Genomic DNA, 17654 nt, shown 5'->3' on the forward strand with positions numbered 1-17654 from the left:
CCGGAGTCCCGCCCCCGCGTAGAGTGACCGGGAGCACGACCGCCCCCGCTCACCCCCGCACGCGGAAGGACCCGCCGTGGAAACGCTGACCAACCTCCTCGACGGCACGGACAAGATCTTCACGATCATCCTCGTGATCATGCTCGTGCCCATCGGCCTCTATCTGACGATCCGCACCGGCGTGGTCCAGCTGCGCATGCTCCCGGAGATGTTCCGGGTCATCGTCGAGCCCGCCGGCCACGATGCGGAGGGCAACAGGAACATCTCCCCGTTCCGCGCCTTCTGCATCTCCGCGGCCTCCCGCGTGGGCACCGCGAACATCGCCGGCGTGGCACTGGCGATCTCCACGGGCGGGCCCGGTGCCATGTTCTGGATGTGGGTGACCGCGATCGTGGGCGGCGCCACCGCCTTCACCGAGTCGACGCTCGGGCAGCTCTACAAGGTCAAGGATGGCCCCCAGTTCCGCGGCGGCCCGGCCTACTACATCGCCAACGGCCTGAGCCTCAAGTGGCTGGGCGCGGTCTTCGCCGTCATCGTCGCGGTGACCTACGGCATCGTGTTCAACACCGTGCAGTCGAACTCGATCGTCGACGGCATGTCCACCTCGTTCGGCGACATGGCCGAGTCGAAGACGTTCGCGATCGTCCTGGGCATCGTGCTCGCGGTGGCCGCCGGCGCCATCTTCGTGGGCGGTGTCCAGCGCATCTCGAGCGCCGCGGCCATCATCGTGCCCGTCATGGCCGTGCTCTACCTGGGCATCGGCATCCTCGTGGTCGCGGGCAACCTCGACAAGGTGCCCGGCATGCTGGGCCTCATCTTCAGCCAGGCGTTCACGCTGCACTCGGTCGCCGGCGGGACGCTGGGCTCCATGATGCTCATCGGCATCCAGCGCGGCCTGTTCTCCAACGAGGCCGGCATCGGCTCGGTGCCCAACGCCGCGGCCACCTCGTCCGCCTCGCACCCGGCCAAGCAGGGCCTCGTCCAGGCGCTCGGCGTCTACTTCGACACGATCCTCGTGTGCTCGATCACCGGTTTCATCGTGCTCCTGTCCAACCCGGAGTACGGCGGGGACGCCGAGGGCGCGCAGCTGACCCAGAACGCCCTGAGCGCGGAGCTGGGCCAATGGGCAATCCACTTCCTCACGGTCGCGATCTTCTTCTTCGCCTTCTCCTCGATCCTGGGCAACTACTACTACGGCGAGACGAACATCGAATACCTCACGCGCTCACGCGGCGCGCTGTGGGCCTACCGCATCATCGTCATGGGCGCCGTGTTCCTGGGCGCCGTGGCCGCCCTGGACCTCGTGTGGACCGCGGCGAACATCTTCATGGCGATCATGGCCGTCATCAACCTCTTCGCGGTGGCCGCCCTGTCGAACAAGGCGCTGCGCGTGCTGAAGAACTACACCCAGCAGCGCAAGGCGGGCCTCGAGCCCGTCTTCCACGAGGACGACATCGACGGCGGCCGCGGCATCACGGCCTGGGACGGCACGGACGAGGTCACGCAGCCCGAGTTCTGGGCCAAGCGCGGCCGCAAGGTCCGCGACGACTCGCAGGGCCACGCCTGGGCAGCGCCCAGGGGTAAGCGACACTGGCCCCCGGCCCCGGTGACGCGGGTGCCGGTGGTCCCGGCGCCGGTGACCCCGGTGCCGGCAGCGGAGCCTAGCGTCGCCGGCGCGCGCTCAGCGTGGAGCCCGCGCTGGCGAGCACGACGAGCGCGATCGCGCACGCGCCCAGCGCCGTGATGCCCTGGCCCAGCAGCAGGAGACCGGCGAACGAGGCGACGACCGGCTCGAGGCTGAGCAGGACCCCGAAGACCGGCTTGGGCAGCCGGCGCAGCGCCGCGAACTCCAGCGAGTACGGGATGAGCGAGGCGAGCGCGGCCGTGGCGAGCGCGGGCACGAGCAGACCCGGCTGCGCGACGATCGGCGGCACCGTCTGCGCGCCGAACGGCAGCATGAGCACCGCGCCCACCGCAAGGGCGCCGGCCAGACCGCCCGTACCGGGAACCAGGCGGCCCACCCGCTCGCTCGTGAGGATGTAGAGCGCCCAGAAGCCGGCGGCGACCAGGACGCACAGCACACCCAGGCGGTCCAGCGGCTGATCGCCGACGAGGTCGTCGACGAAGAACAGCCCGATGCCGGCCAGGGCCAGTCCGGTCCAGACGGTGTCCTTCCAGCGGCGCGAGAGCACCGCGGCGAGCGCGAGCGGGCCCAGGAACTCGATGCACACGGCGATGCCGATGGGGATGCGCGCGATCGCGGCGTAGAAGAAGCCGTTCATACCGGCCAGCGCCGCGCCGAAGCACAGCACCGCAGCCCACTGGCTGCGCGTCCACGCGCGCAGGTTCGGGCGGCACACCGCCAGCAGCACGAGCGCGGCAATCGACAGCCGCAGCGCCGTCGTCCCCCAGGTGCCCAGCGCCGGGAAGATCATCGTGGCGAACGCGGAGCCGAACTGCAGCGACACGCACGAGCCCACCACCATGAGGATCGACGGGCCGAGGCCGGCGGCGGCCGCGGGGGCGGAGGGCGATCCGGAGGCCGGGGCGACGATGCGGAGGGGGGCGGTATCTGCGGACATGACTCCATCGTGGGGGCGCACCCGCGGTTACGTCTACTTACTCTTTGTGACGGGTAGAGTGAAGCGATACTGCATTGTGATGCGCCTCTCGCCACGGCGCAGCCGCGACTTCGCCCCGTCCGCCCGCGCAGCCCTCAGGAGGCCCCGTGCTCAACGTCAACCGCCTGCGCATCCTCGCCGAGCTCGAGCGCCAGGGCACCCTGGCCAATGTCGCCGCGGCCCTGCGCTACACGCCCTCGGCCGTCTCCCAGCAGCTCGCCCAGCTCGAGCGCGAGGCGGGTGTGGCACTCCTCGATCGCGTGGGCCGCACCGTGCGCCTCACCGACGCCGCGCACACGCTGGTGCGCCACGCGCAGACGATCCTGCGGGCCCTGGACGCGGCGGAGGCGGACCTCGCTGCGGAGCAGGGGCCCGCCTCGGGCACGGTGCGGATCGCGAGCTTCCACACGGTGCTGCTCGAGATCGCGCCGCTCGCCCTCACCCTGCTCGCCCGCGACGCCCCGGACCTCAGCGTCCACCTCACCCACCGCGAGGTGGACGAGGCCCACCTGGAGCTGCTCTCCCACGAGTTCGACCTGGTGCTGGGCGAGGAGTTCCCCGGTGCCCAGGTGCCGCGCGTGGCGGGCGCCCACCGCAGCGACTTCCGCCGCGATCCCCTGTGGCTGGCGGTGCCGCGCGCGCGGGACTGGGCGCCGCGGCGGCTGGCCGACTGCGCGGAGCTGCCCTGGGCGGTCGAGCCGGCCTGGTCGCGACTGGGCCAGTGGGCGCTCAACACGTGCCGGGCGGCCGGCTTCACGCCCCGGGCCGTCGTCGAGACCCCGGATCCCCTGCTCCACCTGGAGCTCGTGCGCACCGGCCATGCGGTGTCGTTCGTCCCGGGGCTCATCGGCGCCGAGTACCTCGAGGGAATCGATGTCTACGCGCTGCCCGGCAGGCCGGCCCGTACCCTCTACACCGAGGTGCGGTCAGGCCGTGAGCGCCACCCCGCGCTGCTGGCGGTCAGGCGCGCATTCGCGCAGGCCTCGAAGCAGCTCGAGCCCGTGGAGACGGCGGGCGCCCTGCGCGCGGACGGCTGACCGCCCAGCACCACGGCTAGCGCCTCAGCACCCCGGCCAGCGGCTCAGCACGGCAAGCCGCTCAGCACTCGACGACGTTGACGGCGAGGCCGCCCATCGCGGTTTCCTTGTACTTGTTGGACATGTCCGCGCCCGTGTCCTTCATCGTCTTGATGACCTCGTCGAGGCTCACACGGTGCGTACCGTCGCCCCACATGGCCATCTTCGCGGCGTTGATCGCCTTGCCCGCGGCGATCGCGTTGCGCTCAATGCAGGGCACCTGCACAAGCCCGGCGATCGGATCGCAGGTCAGGCCCAGATTGTGCTCCATCGCGATCTCCGCGGCGTTCTCGATCTGCTCGGGCGTGCCGCCCAGCACGGCGGCCAGGCCGCCGGCCGCCATGGACGAAGCCGAGCCGACCTCGCCCTGGCAGCCCACCTCGGCCCCGGAGATCGACGCGCCCTCCTTGTAGAGCACGCCCACGGCGGCGGCGGTGAGGAGGAACTCGACGATCGCCTGCTCGCGCGCGTCCTGGCCGCCCTCGAGCACCGCGGGCACGTAGTGCAGCGCGTAGTGCATGACGGCCGGGATGATGCCGGCGGCGCCGTTCGTGGGGGCGGTGACGACGCGCCCGCCCGAGGCGTTCTCCTCGTTGACCGCGAGCGCGATGAGGTTGACCCACTCCTGGTAGAAGCGCGGGTCGCGGCCCGGGTCCTCCTCCTTGAGGCGCAGGTGCCAGTCGTGGGCGCGCCGGCGCACCTTGAGCCCGCCGGGCAGGTGGCCGGAGCGGTCGAGCGAGTTCGCCGCGCACTCCTCCATGACGGCGTGGATGTGCAGCAGCCCGGCGCGCACCTCGGACTCCGTGCGCGCGGTCGTCTCGTTGGCCATCATGATCTGCCAGAAGGCCAGTCCCGTGCGCCGGGAGATCGCGAGCAGCTGGGCCGCCGAGGCGAAGTCGTAGACGGCGTCGTGTGCGCCGGGGGGCACGGCGAAGGCCTCCGCAGCCGAGGTGCGGGCCGAGGCGCCGACGGCGCCCGCCGCGTCCCCCGTCTCTCCCGCCGTCTCCGGCGTGTCCGCGAGGTCCGGGCCGATTGCCTCCTGCTCGTCCGAGGCCGCGACGACGAATCCGCCGCCCACGGAGAAGTAGGTCTCGTGGGCCAGCTGGGCCCCGGCGGCGTCGAAGGCGGTGAGCTCGAGGGCGTTCGTGTGGCGCTGGAGCACCGTGAGCGGGCGCTGGACCATGTCGGCCACCGCGAAGTCGATGACGCGCACATCGCCCAGGCGCACCTGCCCGGTGGCGCGCATGCGGGCGTTGCGCTCCTCGACCTCGTTGGGGCTCACGTCCTCCGGGCGGCATCCCTCGAGGCCCAGCATGATCGCGTCGAACGTGCCGTGGCCGGCCCCCGTGGCGGCGAGCGAGCCGTAGACGTCCACCCGCAGGCGGGCGACCTCGTCCAGCGCGGGGCCCACGAGGTCGACGAAGCTCGCGGCGGCCCGCATGGGCCCCACGGTGTGCGAGGACGATGGGCCGATGCCCACCGTGAACAGGTCGAACGCGCTGACGGGCATGGGCCCGGTGCCTCAGAGGTGGTTGGCCTGCGCGTAGGCCGCGGCGTCCATGAGCGGACCAGCCTCGGAGACCGCGACCTCGAAGAGCCAGCCGTCGCCGTAGGGGTCCGTGTTGAGGATGCCGGGCGTGGCGGAGGCGAGCTCGTTGACGGCGGTGACCTCGCCCGTGACCGGGGAGTAGATGTCCGAGACGGACTTCGTCGACTCCACCTCGCCGCAGGTCTCCCCCGCGATGATGTGGGTGCCCACGGCGGGCGCGTCGACGTAGACGACCTCGCCCAGCGCATCGGCGGCGACGGCGGTGATGCCCACGCGCACGGTCGCGCCGGCCACGGCCTGGGCCTCGGCGCTCACCCACTCGTGCTCGGCGGAGTAGGAGAAGTCCTGCGGGAGGGCGGGCAGTTCGGCCATGATGGGGTCCTTTCGAAGACGTGGGGGGTGCGGAGCCTCAGCGCTCGCGGCGGTAGAAGGGCAGCTCGACGACGGTGAACGGCAGCCCCTTGCCGCGCACGTCGACGTCGAGCGCGGTGCCCGGCTCGGCCTGCGCGCGGTCGACGTAGGCCAGCGCCACCGGGCGGCCCAGTGTGGGCGAGGGCTGGCCCGAGGTGATCGTGCCGACCTCCTGCCCGCCGGCCAGCACGGTCGAGCCCTCGCGGGCGGCGCGGCGCTGGTCCGAGCTCAGCCCCACGAGCACGCGGGCCGGCTGCGCACCGGCCAGCGCCTCGAGCGCGGCGCGGGCGGCGAAGTCGCCCTTGTTCTTCAGCGCGGCATCGGCCATCCGGCCCAGCCCGGCATCGTAGGGCGTCGTCTCGAGCGTGAGCTCGTGGCCGTAGAGCGGCATCCCGGCCTCGAGGCGCAGGGAGTCGCGCGCGGCCAGCCCGCAGGGCTGCAGGCCCAGCGCCTCGCCCTCGTTGCTCAGCGCGTTCCACAGCAGCACGGCGTGCTCGGCGGGCACGTAGAGCTCGAACCCGTCCTCGCCCGTGTAGCCGGTGCGCGCCACGAGCACGTCGAGGCCCGCAATGGTCAGCGTCATCCACGCGTAGTACGTGAGCTCGCGCAGCCCCTGCTGGGCGGCGGTCTCACCGCCGGCGGCGCCGTCGTCCTGGGTGGCGAGCAGGATGGCCTCCGCGGCGGGGCCCTGGACGGCGATGAGCGCGATGTCCGCGGACTTGTCGATGACCTCCACGCCCGCGCCGAATGCGCGCGCCCGCTCCGTGAGCACCGCGGCCACGGCCGGGGCGTTCGAGGCGTTGGGCACGACGAGGTAGTCGTCCTCGTCGAGGCGGTACGTGATGAGGTCGTCGACGATGTGGGCGTCGTCGTCGACGATGACGCCGTACTTCGCCCGGCCCACCGTCATCGTCGAGTACGTCGCGAGCATCGCCGCATCGAGGAAGGCACCCGCCTGTGGGCCGACGACCTGCACCTCGCCCATGTGTGAGAGGTCGAAGATGCCCGCGGCCTCGCGCACGGCGCGGTGCTCGGCGAGCTCGGAGCCGTACTTGAGCGGCATGTCCCAGCCGCCGAAGTCCGTGAAGCTCGCGCCCAGCTGGCGGTGGATGGTGTGGAGCGGTGTCGTCTGCGTCATCGCTGGCTCTCCTTCTGCTGGGCCCCGTGGCCGCCGGCCGGCTGCGCGCCGGCGAAGGCGAGGAACTCCTCGTAGTGATCCGATTCGAACGATTCCGGCGGCGGGCACGAGCACACGAAGTTCCGGTCGCCCCAGGCGCCGTCGATCCGGCGCACCGGCGGGAAGTACTTCGTCAGCTCGAGGCTCTCGACGGGGAAGACCGCGGTGCGCCGCGAGTACTTCGCATCCCAGTCGTCCATCACGGACGTCGCGGTGTGCGGCGCCGCGTGCAGCGGGGACTCCTCGTAGGCGTAGTCCGCGCCGATGCGGTCGATCTCCGCCCGGATGGCGCGCATCGCCGCGATGAAGCGGTCGAGCTCGTCCTTGTCCTCGCTCTCCGTGGGCTCCACCATGAGCGTGCCCGGCACGGGGAAGGCCAGCGTGGGGGCGTGGAAGCCGTAGTCGATGAGGCGCTTGGCCACGTCCTCGGCGGTCACCCCGGTGGCGGCGGTGAGCTCGCGCAGGTCGAGGATGCACTCGTGGGCGACGAGCCCGGACTCGCCCGTGTAGAGCACGGGGAACGCATCCCCCAGCTCGTGGGCGATGTAGTTGGCATTCAGCAGCGCGGTGCGCGTGGCCTCGGTGAGCCCGCCGGGGCCCATGAGCCGCAGGTAGGCCCAGCTGATGGGCAGGACACCCGCGGAGCCGAACAGCGTCGAGGTGACCGGCAGCGCCGTGGCCGCCTCGTCGCCGGCCACGAGCGCGGCCTGGCGCGGATCGCCGGGCAGGAACGCCTCGAGGTGCTCGCGCACGGCCACCGGGCCCACGCCCGGCCCGCCGCCGCCGTGGGGGATGCAGAACGTCTTGTGGAGGTTGAGGTGGGAGACGTCCCCGCCGAACCGGCCCGGCTGGGCGAGCCCAAGCAGCGCGTTGAGGTTCGCGCCGTCGACGTAGACCTGACCGCCGGCCGCGTGGACCTTCGAGCACACGAGGCGCACATCGGACTCGTAGACGCCGTGCGTCGATGGGTACGTGATCATGATGCCGGCGAGCTCATCGGCGTGCTTGGCGATCTTCGCGTCCAGGTCGTCGAGGTCGATCGAGCCGTCTTCCGCGGTCTTGACGACGACGACGCGCAGCCCGGCGAGCACCGCGGAGGCCGCGTTCGTGCCGTGGGCGGACTGCGGGATGAGGACGACGCGGCGCCCGTGGTCGCCGCGGCTGACGTGGTAGCCGCGGATCGCCAGCAGGCCGGCCAGCTCGCCCTGGGAGCCGGCATTGGGCTGGAGGGAGACGCGGTCGTAGCCGGTCACCTCGGCGAGCATGGCCTCGAGGCTCGCGATGAGCGCGCGCCAGCCGGCGGTCTGCTCCCCCGGCGCGAACGGGTGGATGCCCGCGAAGCCCGGCCACGTGATGGCCTCCATCTCCGCGACCGCGTTGAGCTTCATCGTGCACGAGCCCAGGGGGATCATCGTGCGGTCGAGGGCGAGGTCGCGATCGGCCAGCGTGCGCATGTAGCGCATCATCCGCGTCTCCGAGGTGTGCTCGTGGAAGACGGGGTGCGTGAGGTACGCCGAGGCGCGGGTCAGGGCCCCGGGCAGGCGCGGGGCGGGCGTCTGCCCGGGCCCGAAGTCGCCGGCCGCCCCGGCCTCGAACGTCGCCTCGTCGATGGTGCGCGCGGCGCCGAGCGCGCTCAGCAGCGCGTTGGCATCGGCCACGGTGTGCGGCTCGCCGAACGACACCCCCACGGTCGTCTCGTCGATGAGCCGGATGTTGATGCCCGCGGCATCGGCGGCCGCGACGGCGGCCTGCGCGTCGGGCACAGTGAGCGCGACCGTGTCGAAGAAGTCGCCGGCGGCCGCCTCGGCGCCCTCGATGGAGCCCGCGGCGGCCGCGAACGCGTGGGCGAGGCGGTGGATGCGCGAGGCGATCCGCTGGAGGCCCGCGGGGCCGTGGTAGCAGGCGTAGAACGAGGCGACGTTGGCCAGGAGCGCCTGCGCGGTGCAGATGTTGCTCGTGGCCTTCTCGCGGCGGATGTGCTGCTCGCGGGTCTGGAGCGACAGGCGGTAGGCGGGCTTGCCGTCCGCGTCCTTGGACACGCCCACGAGGCGGCCGGGCAGCTGGCGCTTAAGCTTGTCCGCCACCGCCAGGAATGCGGCGTGGGGGCCGCCGAAGAACAGCGGGACACCGAAGCGCTGGGCCGAGCCCACCGCGATGTCCGCGCCCTGCTCGCCGGGCGAGGCCAGGAGGGTCAGGGCCAGCAGGTCCGTGTCGAAGGCGACGAGCGCGCCGCGCTCGTGGGCGCCGGCGATCGCGTCGTCGAAGGCGCGGATGGCGCCGGTGGTGCCGGGCTGGGCGCAGACGATGCCGAAGACGTCCTCGCCCACGAGGCCCTGCGCGAGGTCCGCGACCTGCACGTGGATGTCCATGGCCCTGGCCCGGGCGCGGACCACGGCGATCACCTGTGGGTGGAGTTCGGTGTCGAGGACGACCGTCGAGCCCTTCCTGTTCGCGCGGTGCATGAGCAGGATCGCCTCGAAGACCGCGGAGGCCTCGTCGAGGAGGGACGCATTGGCGATGTCGAGGCCGGTGAGATCCTGGACGGCCTGCTGGAAGTTCAGCAGCGCCTCGAGCCGGCCCTGGCTGATCTCCGGCTGGTACGGGGTGTAGGCGGTGTACCAGGCGGGGTTCTCCACGACGTTGCGCCGGATGACCGGCGGGGTGATCGTGTCGGAGAAGCCCTGGCCGATGAGCTGGGTGCGCTGGACGTTGTCTGCGGCAAGGGCGCGCAGCTCGTCGAGCACCTGCGCCTCGGAGACGGCCCGCGGCAGGGTGAGCTCGCCCTCGAGGGCGATGGAGGAGGGCACGGCGGCCGCGGACAGCGCCTCGAGGGAGTCGTAGCCGAGGGTGTCGAGCATCGCCGCGGTCTGGTCCGGGCGGGGCCCGATGTGGCGGTCGGCGAACGGCCGCGGGGCATCGCCGGAGCGCGGGTCGCGGTCCGAGCCGGCCGGCGCGGCGGTGCTGTGCGGATCGGGGGTGCTGTGCGAGCGGGCTTCGTGCGAATCGGCGGTCATGGAGGTCCTCCTGTCGTCTCCGGTGCGCGCACCGGCCGTACGTGAGCGATCCTCCCCGCTCTGTCACAGCCCGCGCAGGTGCGGCGGGCGTGCTCCAGAGGTGCCTGCGCGTCCTGGTACTGGGCCTGAGAGTTTCCCGGGGAGGGAATTGCACCTACGGCGTCCGGCGGCAGCGAGGGGCGCGGCCGTCCGGGCTCTCCCAGAACGTGTCATTGCGGCATATGCGATTGTGGGGGTCCTGCGCTGCGGCCTGCGCGGGCGCTGGACAGCGACGTCAGTATAGCGTGCAAGATCACATTCGCAGGCGCCTCGGGGGCGCAGGGCGTGCCCCCCCTCAGAGCGCGTGGCGCACCGTCCCGCCCACCGCGGCGACGAGCACGCGGGCATCCCGAATGGCGCATGCGTGGTCGAACAGCGCGTCCTCGCTGCCGTACGCCCCGGTCTCCGGATCGAGGCCGGGGTGGACGAGCGGGTCGACGTCGAGGGCGATGAAGTCCGCCTCCATGCCGGGCGCCAGCCGGCCCGTGCACGCCTCGCGGCCGGCCGCGTAGGCCGCGCCCGAGGTGTGGGCCTCGAGGGCGGCCCGCGCGCTGATCCTGCGCTCGGGCTGGAAGGACGTGGCCGGATCTCCCTCGATGTCCGCGCGCGTCATCGCCGCGTAGATCGCGGCGAACGGATTCGACGGCTCCACCGGGCCGTCGGAGCCGAAGGCCAGCGGCGCCCCGGCCGCGGCGAGCTCCCCCCAGGCGTAGGCGGCCAGCCGCTCGTCCGGGCGCAGGGCGGCCAGCAGGTGGAGGTCGGAGATGCAGTGGCGCGGCTGCATCGAGGCGACGATGCCCAGCTGGCCGAAGCGGGCCACATCGGCGGGCTGGACGAACTGGGCGTGCTCGATCCGGCGGCGCAGCACGGACCCGAACCGCGCCTCGGCGGCCCTGTTGGCCTCCTGCGTGCGGGCGTAGGCGCTCAGCACGTGGTGGTTGGCCTGGTCCCCGATCGCGTGGATGGCCGTCCCGATGCCGTGGGAGAGCGCGGTCTCGATCTGCGAGACGAGGACGTCCTCCGTGGCGATCTGCATGCCGTACGCGGCGGGGGCGCCCGCGGCGTGCGGGTAGGCGCTCGACATGAAGGCCGACTGCGAGCCCAGCGCGCCGTCGGAGAAGAGCTTGAGGCCGCCGTGGTGGAACCAGGCGTCGCCGCCGCCGGTGCGCCAGCCGGTCTTCACCGCCCAGTCGAACTCCTCGAGCCGCAGGTACTTCACGACCCGCATGTCCAGGCCGCCGCGCTCGCGTAGGGCGAGCCATGCCTCGCGGGAGAGCTCGCCGTCGATGTCGTGGACGCCGGTGAGCCCCTCGGCCAGCCAGGCGCGCTGGGCGGCGGCCATGCGGTCGGCTCCGAGTTCGCGGGGGGCGTGCGGGACCTGGCGCTCGACGAGGGTGGCGGCGTCCTCGCGCAGGATGCCGGTGGCGTGGCCCTCCGCGTCGCGGACGATCTCGCCGCCCCGGGGGCTGGGGGTGGAGGCGTCGATGCCGGCGGCGCGCAGCGCGGCGCCATTGCACCACAGCGTGTGGTAGTCGATCGACCACACGGCCACCGGGCGATCCGGCACGGCGGCGTCGAGGAGGGCGCGGCCGGGCTGGCCGACGCCGCCCTTCCAGCGATTGCAGTCCCAGCGGCCGCCGCCCACCCACACGCCGTCCGGCAGGGTGCGGGCATAGGCGGCGATCGCCTCGACCGCCTGGGCCTCGCTGCGCGCCTGGCGCAGGTCCACCTGTGCCAGCGATTCCGCGTAGCTCATGGCGTGCAGGTGCGCATCGACGAGGCCCGGGATGACGGGCGCACCGCGCAGGTCGACCGTCTCCTCCAGGCGCCCGGCCGCGTGGGCCGCGAGCTCTTCGGCGCCGCCCACCGCGGCGATCGCCTCGCCGTCGGTGAGGATCGCCTCCGCGCGGGGCCGCGCGGGGTCGAGGGTGTGCACGACGGCGTTGGTGAACAGGCGCATGGCCGCAGTCTATGTGGGGCGGCTCCGGGTTCTGAGGGTGCTCCCGCGTCACCGCAGAGGCGCCGGTTTACTGCAGAGACTCCGCGGCCCCGGCGATCGCCGCGAGCTGGGCGGCGGCGCCCACATCCTCGCGCGCACCCGCCGCAATGAGCATGTCCGAGCGGGAGCGCGGCCGGCGCACGGCCGCCCCCGCCTCCTGCGCGATGAGGGCACCCGCCGCCCAGTCGTAGACGCCCAGCCCGCGCTCGTAGTAGGCGCTCACGCGCCCCTCGGCGACCTGGCACAGGTCGAGCGCCGCCGAGCCCATGCGCCGCGCGTCGTCGTAGCCGGCCATGATCGCCGCGAACTCGCGCAGCTGCAGCTCCCGGCGCTCCGGGGCGTAGCCGAAGCCGGTGGCGACGATCCGACCGCCCTGCCCGCGGTCGCGGGCGCGCAGGCGCGACGCCGCAGGGTCCCAGCGGACCCAGCCGCCGGGCAGGCCACGCGGTCCGCGGGCCTTCCACGCGCCGGCGCCGGCACGCGCGAACCAGACGCTGCCCAGCTCCGGGGCCGCCACGAGGCCCGCCTCCCAATGGGCATCCGCGGGATTGCCGCCGCTCCCGCTGCCGCCACCGCCGCCCGCCCGCGCCGCACCGATCGAGAAGCAGTGGTGCTCGATGCCGCGCACGAAGTTCGCGGTGCCGTCGATCGGGTCGACGTGCCACTCGAGCGGGCCCGGGGCCGCCGCGGCGAGCCGCGCCCGAGTGAGCGGGGAGAGCGAGCTGGCCAGCGCCTCGGCGGCGGGGTGGTCGGACACCTCGAGCGCCGCGGCGCCCTCCTCGCCCACGATCCGGTCACCGGGGCGCAGGCGCAGCAGGAATCCGCGCACCAGGCCCTCGATCTCCCCATCGGCGCGGGTCACGAGGTCGTTGCGCTCGCCCTTTGAATCGACGATCGCCGACCCCAGCAGCGGGCGCCAGTGGGCCATGCGCTGGCAGGCGATGGCGGCGGCATCGGCGCACAGGGCCAGCAGCGAATCCGCGCCGATCGCGGCGGGACCGCCGCACCGGGGAGCGTGGCTCAGGAGCCGATCCTGCCGCGCTGCTGCGGTGCGGCGATGGCGGCGATGCCCGCGCCCTGGGCGGGGACCGGCTCCACGTCCTTCCGGTGGCGGCGGGCGATCTCCTGGACCGCCTGTGAGGAGGTGCCGGCGGCATCGGCGATGGCGGCGTAGGTGATTCCGCTGTCGCGGGCCTTGAGAATCGCCGAGATGTAGTTGCTGTTGACGTTCAACCGCTGCCGGGCAATGCGCCGGACAGTGCCGACCACTGCACGCTGTTCAGTTGAAAGCTCTTTCGCGCGACGTGACATTGTGAATATCCCTTGGTCTGCTTAGAGTCCTCGGTACCGATCGTAGCGCACACCTCGCTCAGCTCAACCCCCCGGGGGACGGGCCTCCACCAGGCATTCCGCAACCTGAATTGACAACATGACCTGCGATAACGTCGGCCCCTCGCCCCTCTTTTACGGATCCTGCGCAGTGCGCGAGAATGGCACTATGACGACGGTCGCCGATGCCCACGCAGACTCCCCGGCCCGGGAGGCGGTGGGCCCGGCAACCGGGAGCGTCGCCGCGGAGCTGCGGGCCGCCGGCTGCGCCGAGGCGACCGCCGACCCCACCGTGCTCGCCGCCTATTCCTCCGACGGCTCGCTGTTTCGCCTCCGCCCGCAGGCCGTCGCCTTCCCCCGCTCCGACGCCGAGGTGGCCGCCGCCCTCCAGACCGCGCGCCGGCTGGGCGTGGGCCTCGTGTGCCGCGGGGCCGGCACGTCGTTGGCCGGCAACGCCGTGGGCACGGGCATCATCCTCGACTTCTCCCGCCACCTCAACCGGATCCTCGAGCTCCTCCCCGCCGAGCGCGCGGTGTGGGTGGAGCCCGGGGTCGTCCACGCGCAGCTCCAGGCGGCGGCCAAGCCCCACGGTCTGCGCTTCGGGCCCGACCCGTCGACGAACTCGCGCTGCACGATCGGCGGGATGATCGGCAACAACGCGTGCGGGCCGCGCGCCATGGGCTACGGGCGCACGGTGGACAACATCGAGGCCCTCGACGTCATGCTCGCCGACGGCACCGTGGTCCGGTTGGACGGGCAGGACGACGCGCGCCACTTCCCTCGGCTGCACGCGCTCGTCGCCCGCAGCCTCGAGCCCATTCGCACCGAGGTCGGGACGTTCAGCCGGCAGGTGTCCGGCTACGGCCTCGACTGGCTGCTGCCCGAGCACGGCTTCGACCTGCGCCGGGCATTCGCGGGCTCCGAGGGGACGTGGGGCATCGTCCTGCGCGCCCGGATGCGCCTCGTCGCCGAGCCCGCTCACCTGGCAACGGCCGTACTGGGCTACCCGGACATGGCCGCGGCCGCCGACGATGTGCCCGCCCTGCGAGCGTTCCCCGTCACCGCTTGCGAGGGCCTGGAGCGGCGCATGCTCGACCGCCTCATCGAGGCGAAGGGCCGCGCGGCGGTGCCCGACATGCCCGAGGGTGGCGGTTGGATGGTCATCGAGCTGGCCGGGGATTCCGCGGAGGAGCTGCAGGCCAGCGCCCGGGATCTCGTGGCGGCCTCCCACGCCCAGGACTCCATGGTGTTCGGCGGCGGCGATCCCACGGCCGCGGCGATCTGGAAGATCCGCGCGGACGGGGCGGGCCTCGTCTCCCGCACGCCCGACGGCAGGGACGCCCACGCCGGGTGGGAGGACTCCGCGGTGCCGCCCGAGCACCTGGGCGACTACATCCGCGCACTCATGGAGCTGCTGGACCGGCACGGGCTCTGGGCGCTGCCCTACGGGCACTTCGGCGACGGGTGCCTGCACATGCGCGTGGACTTCCCGCTGGATGAGGACGGCGGCCGGCAGGCGATGCGCGACTTCATGTTCGATGCCGCGCGGCTCGTGGCCCGATTCGGCGGCTCCGTCTCCGGCGAGCACGGCGATGGGAGGGCGCGCGGCGAACTCCTGCCGCGCATGTTCTCCCCCGCGGTGATCGAGCTCTTCGCCCAGGTCAAGGCGCTGTTCGACCCCCGCGACACCCTCAATCCCGGCATCATCGTGGCGCCCGACGCGCTGGACGAGGACATCCGGACCGCCCAGGTGAGGCCGGGGGACATGCCCGCGGGGAAGACGGGGCTCGCGTTCGCCCTCGCCGGCGATGGCGGTGATTTCGCCACCGCGGTGCACCGCTGCACCGGCGTGGGCAAGTGCCGCGCCGATTCCGCGGCCGGCGGCGGGGTCATGTGCCCGTCCTACCAGGCCACGCGCAACGAGGTGGATTCGACGCGCGGCCGCGCGCGGGTCCTCCAGGAGATGGTGCGCGGCGAGGACGTCCAGCGCGACTGGCGGGCCCCCGAGGTGCACGAGGCGCTCGACCTCTGTCTCAGCTGCAAGGCCTGCGGTTCCGAGTGCCCCACCGGCACGGACATGGCCACCTACAAGGCCGAGGTGCTCTACCAGGCCTACCGCGGCCGGCTTCGGCCCGCCGACCACTACCTGCTGGGCTGGCTGCCCGTGCTCAGCCGCGCGGCCGCTCCGCTGGCGCCCCTGGTGAACCTCGTGGGCCGCGTGCCCGCGCTGGCCGCGGTCGCAAAGCGCGCGGGCCGCATCGACGGCCGCCGCGCGATCCCGGCGTTCACCCGCCGCACGTTCACCCGATGGTTCCGGCACGCGGGTGCGGCCCCCGCGGGCCGCGAGCGGCGGCGTCAGCGCGAGGTGGTGCTGTTCGCCGATTCGTGGTCGAACTTCTTCGCGCCGCGGGTGCTGGCCGCCGCGGTGGCCGTGCTGCGCGATGCGGGCGTGGATGTGCGGGTGCTGCCGAGCACCGAGTGCTGCGGCCTCAGCCTCATCTCCACGGGGCAGCTGGATGGGGCGAAGCGGCTGCTGGGCTCGGCGGTCGAGGCGCTCGACGCGACGGATGCCGCGGGTGAGGCCGTTCCGATCATCGGCGTGGAGCCCTCCTGCACCGCGGTGCTGCGCGAGGATGCGGTGGCGCTCCTGGGCACAGATGCGGCGCGCCGGGTCGCGGAGCGGACGAAGACCCTCGCCGAATACCTCCTGGAGATCGGCTACCGCCCGCAGGATCTGACCGGGGTGCGCGCCGTGGTGCAGCCGCACTGCCACCAGAGCGCGGTCATGGGCTTCGCCGCGGACGAGGAACTCCTCGATCGCGCGGGCGTCGAGCGGACCGTGTTGGGCGGCTGCTGCGGGCTGGCGGGCAACTTCGGCGTCGTGGAGGGCCATTACGAGGTCTCCGAGGCCGTGGGCGAGCTGGCCCTCCTGCCCGCTGTGCGCGCGGCCGCCCCGGATACCGTGGTCCTTGCCGACGGGTACTCCTGCCGCACGCAGCTCCACGACCTCAGCGACCGTCGAGGCGTCCACCTCGCCGAGCTGCTCGCCTGGGGCCTCGAGGCCCCGTGAGCGGGATGGGCGGGAACCGGGTGCGCTAGATGTTGCTGGCCAGGAGGTTGTTGACGTTTCTCGCGGGTGGCTGGTCGCGCAGCTACAATGGTTCCATGCCGATGCAGCAGCGATTTCAAGACCCCCGGCCGGGATATGGCCGCGGGGTCTTCGACGCGCAGTCGTAGCGCAGTAGGTCTCCGCAGGTACGGCCGGGGGAAGTTTCTCGTCCTTCACCTACCTGCCTCTTGGAGACCTTCTCATGTCGCACGCCGACTATCTGACTTCCGACCAGCTCTATCGTGCTCTCAATACGCGCGACCTTACCGATCCCGACCAGGGACGTCACGCCATCCAGTCTCTCCTGCAAGCGGTCATCGACCGTTTGCAGCCCGAGTGGGACAGCTCCCTCCGGTATGTGCGCAGTTCGCCGGTCGTTCCTGTTCGGGACAACTACGACCGCCTCGGTTACGACCCAGGTGATGTGACTAGGGCTCGCCGGTACACCCGGTACATCAGCCCCGCCGTGATGCTCCGCAGTCACATGAGCGCAGAACTCCCGCGCGCCCTTGAGGACTATGCGGGGATGTCCGAGGTGGATGAGCTACTCGTGGTACCCGGCCTCGTCTACCGTCGCGACGCCGTCGATCGCACCCACGTGGGGGAACCCCACCAGGTGGACCTGTGGCGCATCCGTAGTACTCCGGATACCGATGACGAGGACATGCTCACGATGATCGGCCACTTGGTCGAGGCAGTCCTTCCGGATGCGCAGTGGAGAACAACAGACGTGGCGCACCCGTACACCGTCGGTGGTAGGCAGATCGACGTGCTCCACGACGACGAATGGCTTGAACTCGCCGAGTGCGGCCGCATCCATCCCGAGGTGCTGCGCGGATCGGGCCTCGACCCCGAGCGATGGTCAGGCCTGGCTCTCGGTATGGGCCTTGAACGTGCACTCATGCTGCGCAAGGGCATCCCTGACATCCGCTATCTCCGGGCAGAAGACCCTCGCATAGCAACCCAGATGCTCACCCTGGATCCATGGCAGCACGTTTCACTTCTGCCTGCGGCCCGGCGCGACATCTCAGTCGTCGTGGATGCACAAGAGGACGAGGAGACGCTTGGTGACCGCATCCGCGTCGCCCTCGGAGACAACGCCGACGTCATCGAGTCTCTCGAGATTCTCAGCCGCACACCCCACGAGGGACTACCCGAGGCCGCGCGCTCAAGGCTCGGCACTCTGGAAAGACAAGCCAATCTCCTGATCCGGATCATGCTGCGCCCCATCGACCGCACCCTGACCTCGGAAGAGGCCAACGTGATCCGCAACGTGATCTACGAGGCCGTGCATGAAGGCCCGGTGATGGAGCTGATCTGAGATCGCTGA

12 protein-coding genes and 1 riboswitch are annotated in these 17654 nt (G+C 72.3%); of the genes, 4 read left to right on the forward strand and 8 right to left on the reverse strand.

The annotated features are described in order from the left end of the window. The first annotated feature begins 76 nt into the window (after positions 1-76). Positions 77-1744 (forward strand): alanine/glycine:cation symporter family protein, encoded by a 1668-nt coding sequence (locus tag BRM1_RS08740; protein WP_268525250.1) that lies wholly within the window; start codon positions 77-79, stop codon positions 1742-1744. Here the strand turns inward: BRM1_RS08740 and BRM1_RS08745 are convergent. After that, on the reverse strand, positions 1662-2582 hold the full coding sequence (locus BRM1_RS08745) for an EamA family transporter (protein ID WP_268525251.1): 921 nt from the start codon (positions 2580-2582) through the stop codon (positions 1662-1664). The two genes, BRM1_RS08740 and BRM1_RS08745, sit on opposite strands and share 83 nt — an antisense overlap. A 146-nt stretch (positions 2583-2728) precedes the next feature. Here BRM1_RS08745 and BRM1_RS08750 point away from each other — a divergent pair, with 146 nt between their 5' ends. Continuing rightward, positions 2729-3658 carry a LysR family transcriptional regulator gene (locus BRM1_RS08750; RefSeq protein ID WP_160952296.1) on the forward strand — a complete coding sequence of 310 codons (930 nt, stop codon included), beginning with the start codon at positions 2729-2731 and terminating at the stop codon, positions 3656-3658. 61 nt (positions 3659-3719) lie between these two features. Here the strand turns inward: BRM1_RS08750 and BRM1_RS08755 are convergent, their stop codons facing one another. The 7 genes from BRM1_RS08755 to BRM1_RS08785 all read right to left on the reverse strand — a co-directional run bounded on the left by BRM1_RS08755 (position 3720) and on the right by BRM1_RS08785 (position 13197). Then, positions 3720-5207, reverse strand: a complete 1488-nt coding sequence (locus tag BRM1_RS08755) for an L-serine ammonia-lyase (RefSeq protein ID WP_268525254.1) — start codon at positions 5205-5207, stop codon at positions 3720-3722. A 12-nt stretch (positions 5208-5219) separates the two neighbouring features. After that, the gene (gcvH, locus tag BRM1_RS08760) at positions 5220-5618 is read right to left on the reverse strand and encodes a glycine cleavage system protein GcvH (protein WP_160952298.1); all 399 of its coding nucleotides are present in this window, start codon (positions 5616-5618) and stop codon (positions 5220-5222) included. A gap of 37 nt (positions 5619-5655) precedes the next feature. Further along, a complete protein-coding gene (gene gcvT, locus BRM1_RS08765) occupies positions 5656-6795 on the reverse strand; it encodes a glycine cleavage system aminomethyltransferase GcvT (RefSeq protein WP_268525256.1) in 1140 nt (379 codons plus the stop codon). Then, positions 6792-9848, reverse strand: a complete 3057-nt coding sequence (gcvP, locus tag BRM1_RS08770) for an aminomethyl-transferring glycine dehydrogenase (protein ID WP_268525257.1) — start codon at positions 9846-9848, stop codon at positions 6792-6794. Before gcvP ends, gcvT begins: the two co-directional genes overlap by 4 nt. 104 nt (positions 9849-9952) lie before the next feature. After that, a riboswitch (glycine riboswitch) is annotated at positions 9953-10060 on the reverse strand. Positions 10061-10182: 122 nt separating this feature from the next. Then, positions 10183-11847, reverse strand: coding sequence for an amidohydrolase (locus tag BRM1_RS08775; RefSeq protein ID WP_268525259.1), 1665 nt, complete (start codon positions 11845-11847; stop codon positions 10183-10185). A 67-nt stretch (positions 11848-11914) separates the two neighbouring features. Beyond that, positions 11915-12814 carry an inositol monophosphatase family protein gene (locus BRM1_RS08780; RefSeq protein WP_160952302.1) on the reverse strand — a complete coding sequence of 300 codons (900 nt, stop codon included), beginning with the start codon at positions 12812-12814 and terminating at the stop codon, positions 11915-11917. A 92-nt stretch (positions 12815-12906) separates the two neighbouring features. Next, positions 12907-13197, reverse strand: coding sequence for a hypothetical protein (locus BRM1_RS08785; RefSeq protein ID WP_235936219.1), 291 nt, complete (start codon positions 13195-13197; stop codon positions 12907-12909). Between the two features lie 187 nt (positions 13198-13384). Here BRM1_RS08785 and BRM1_RS08790 point away from each other — a divergent pair, with 187 nt between their 5' ends. Continuing rightward, on the forward strand, positions 13385-16285 hold the full coding sequence (locus BRM1_RS08790) for an FAD-binding and (Fe-S)-binding domain-containing protein (RefSeq protein ID WP_268525261.1): 2901 nt from the start codon (positions 13385-13387) through the stop codon (positions 16283-16285). A gap of 241 nt (positions 16286-16526) precedes the next feature. Continuing rightward, positions 16527-17645 carry a PheS-related mystery ligase SrmL gene (srmL, locus tag BRM1_RS08795; RefSeq protein ID WP_268525263.1) on the forward strand — a complete coding sequence of 373 codons (1119 nt, stop codon included), beginning with the start codon at positions 16527-16529 and terminating at the stop codon, positions 17643-17645. Positions 17646-17654: the final 9 nt, after the last annotated feature.

Source organism: Brevibacterium sp. BRM-1 (genome assembly GCF_026802075.1).
Taxonomy (GTDB): domain Bacteria; phylum Actinomycetota; class Actinomycetes; order Actinomycetales; family Brevibacteriaceae; genus Brevibacterium; species Brevibacterium rongguiense.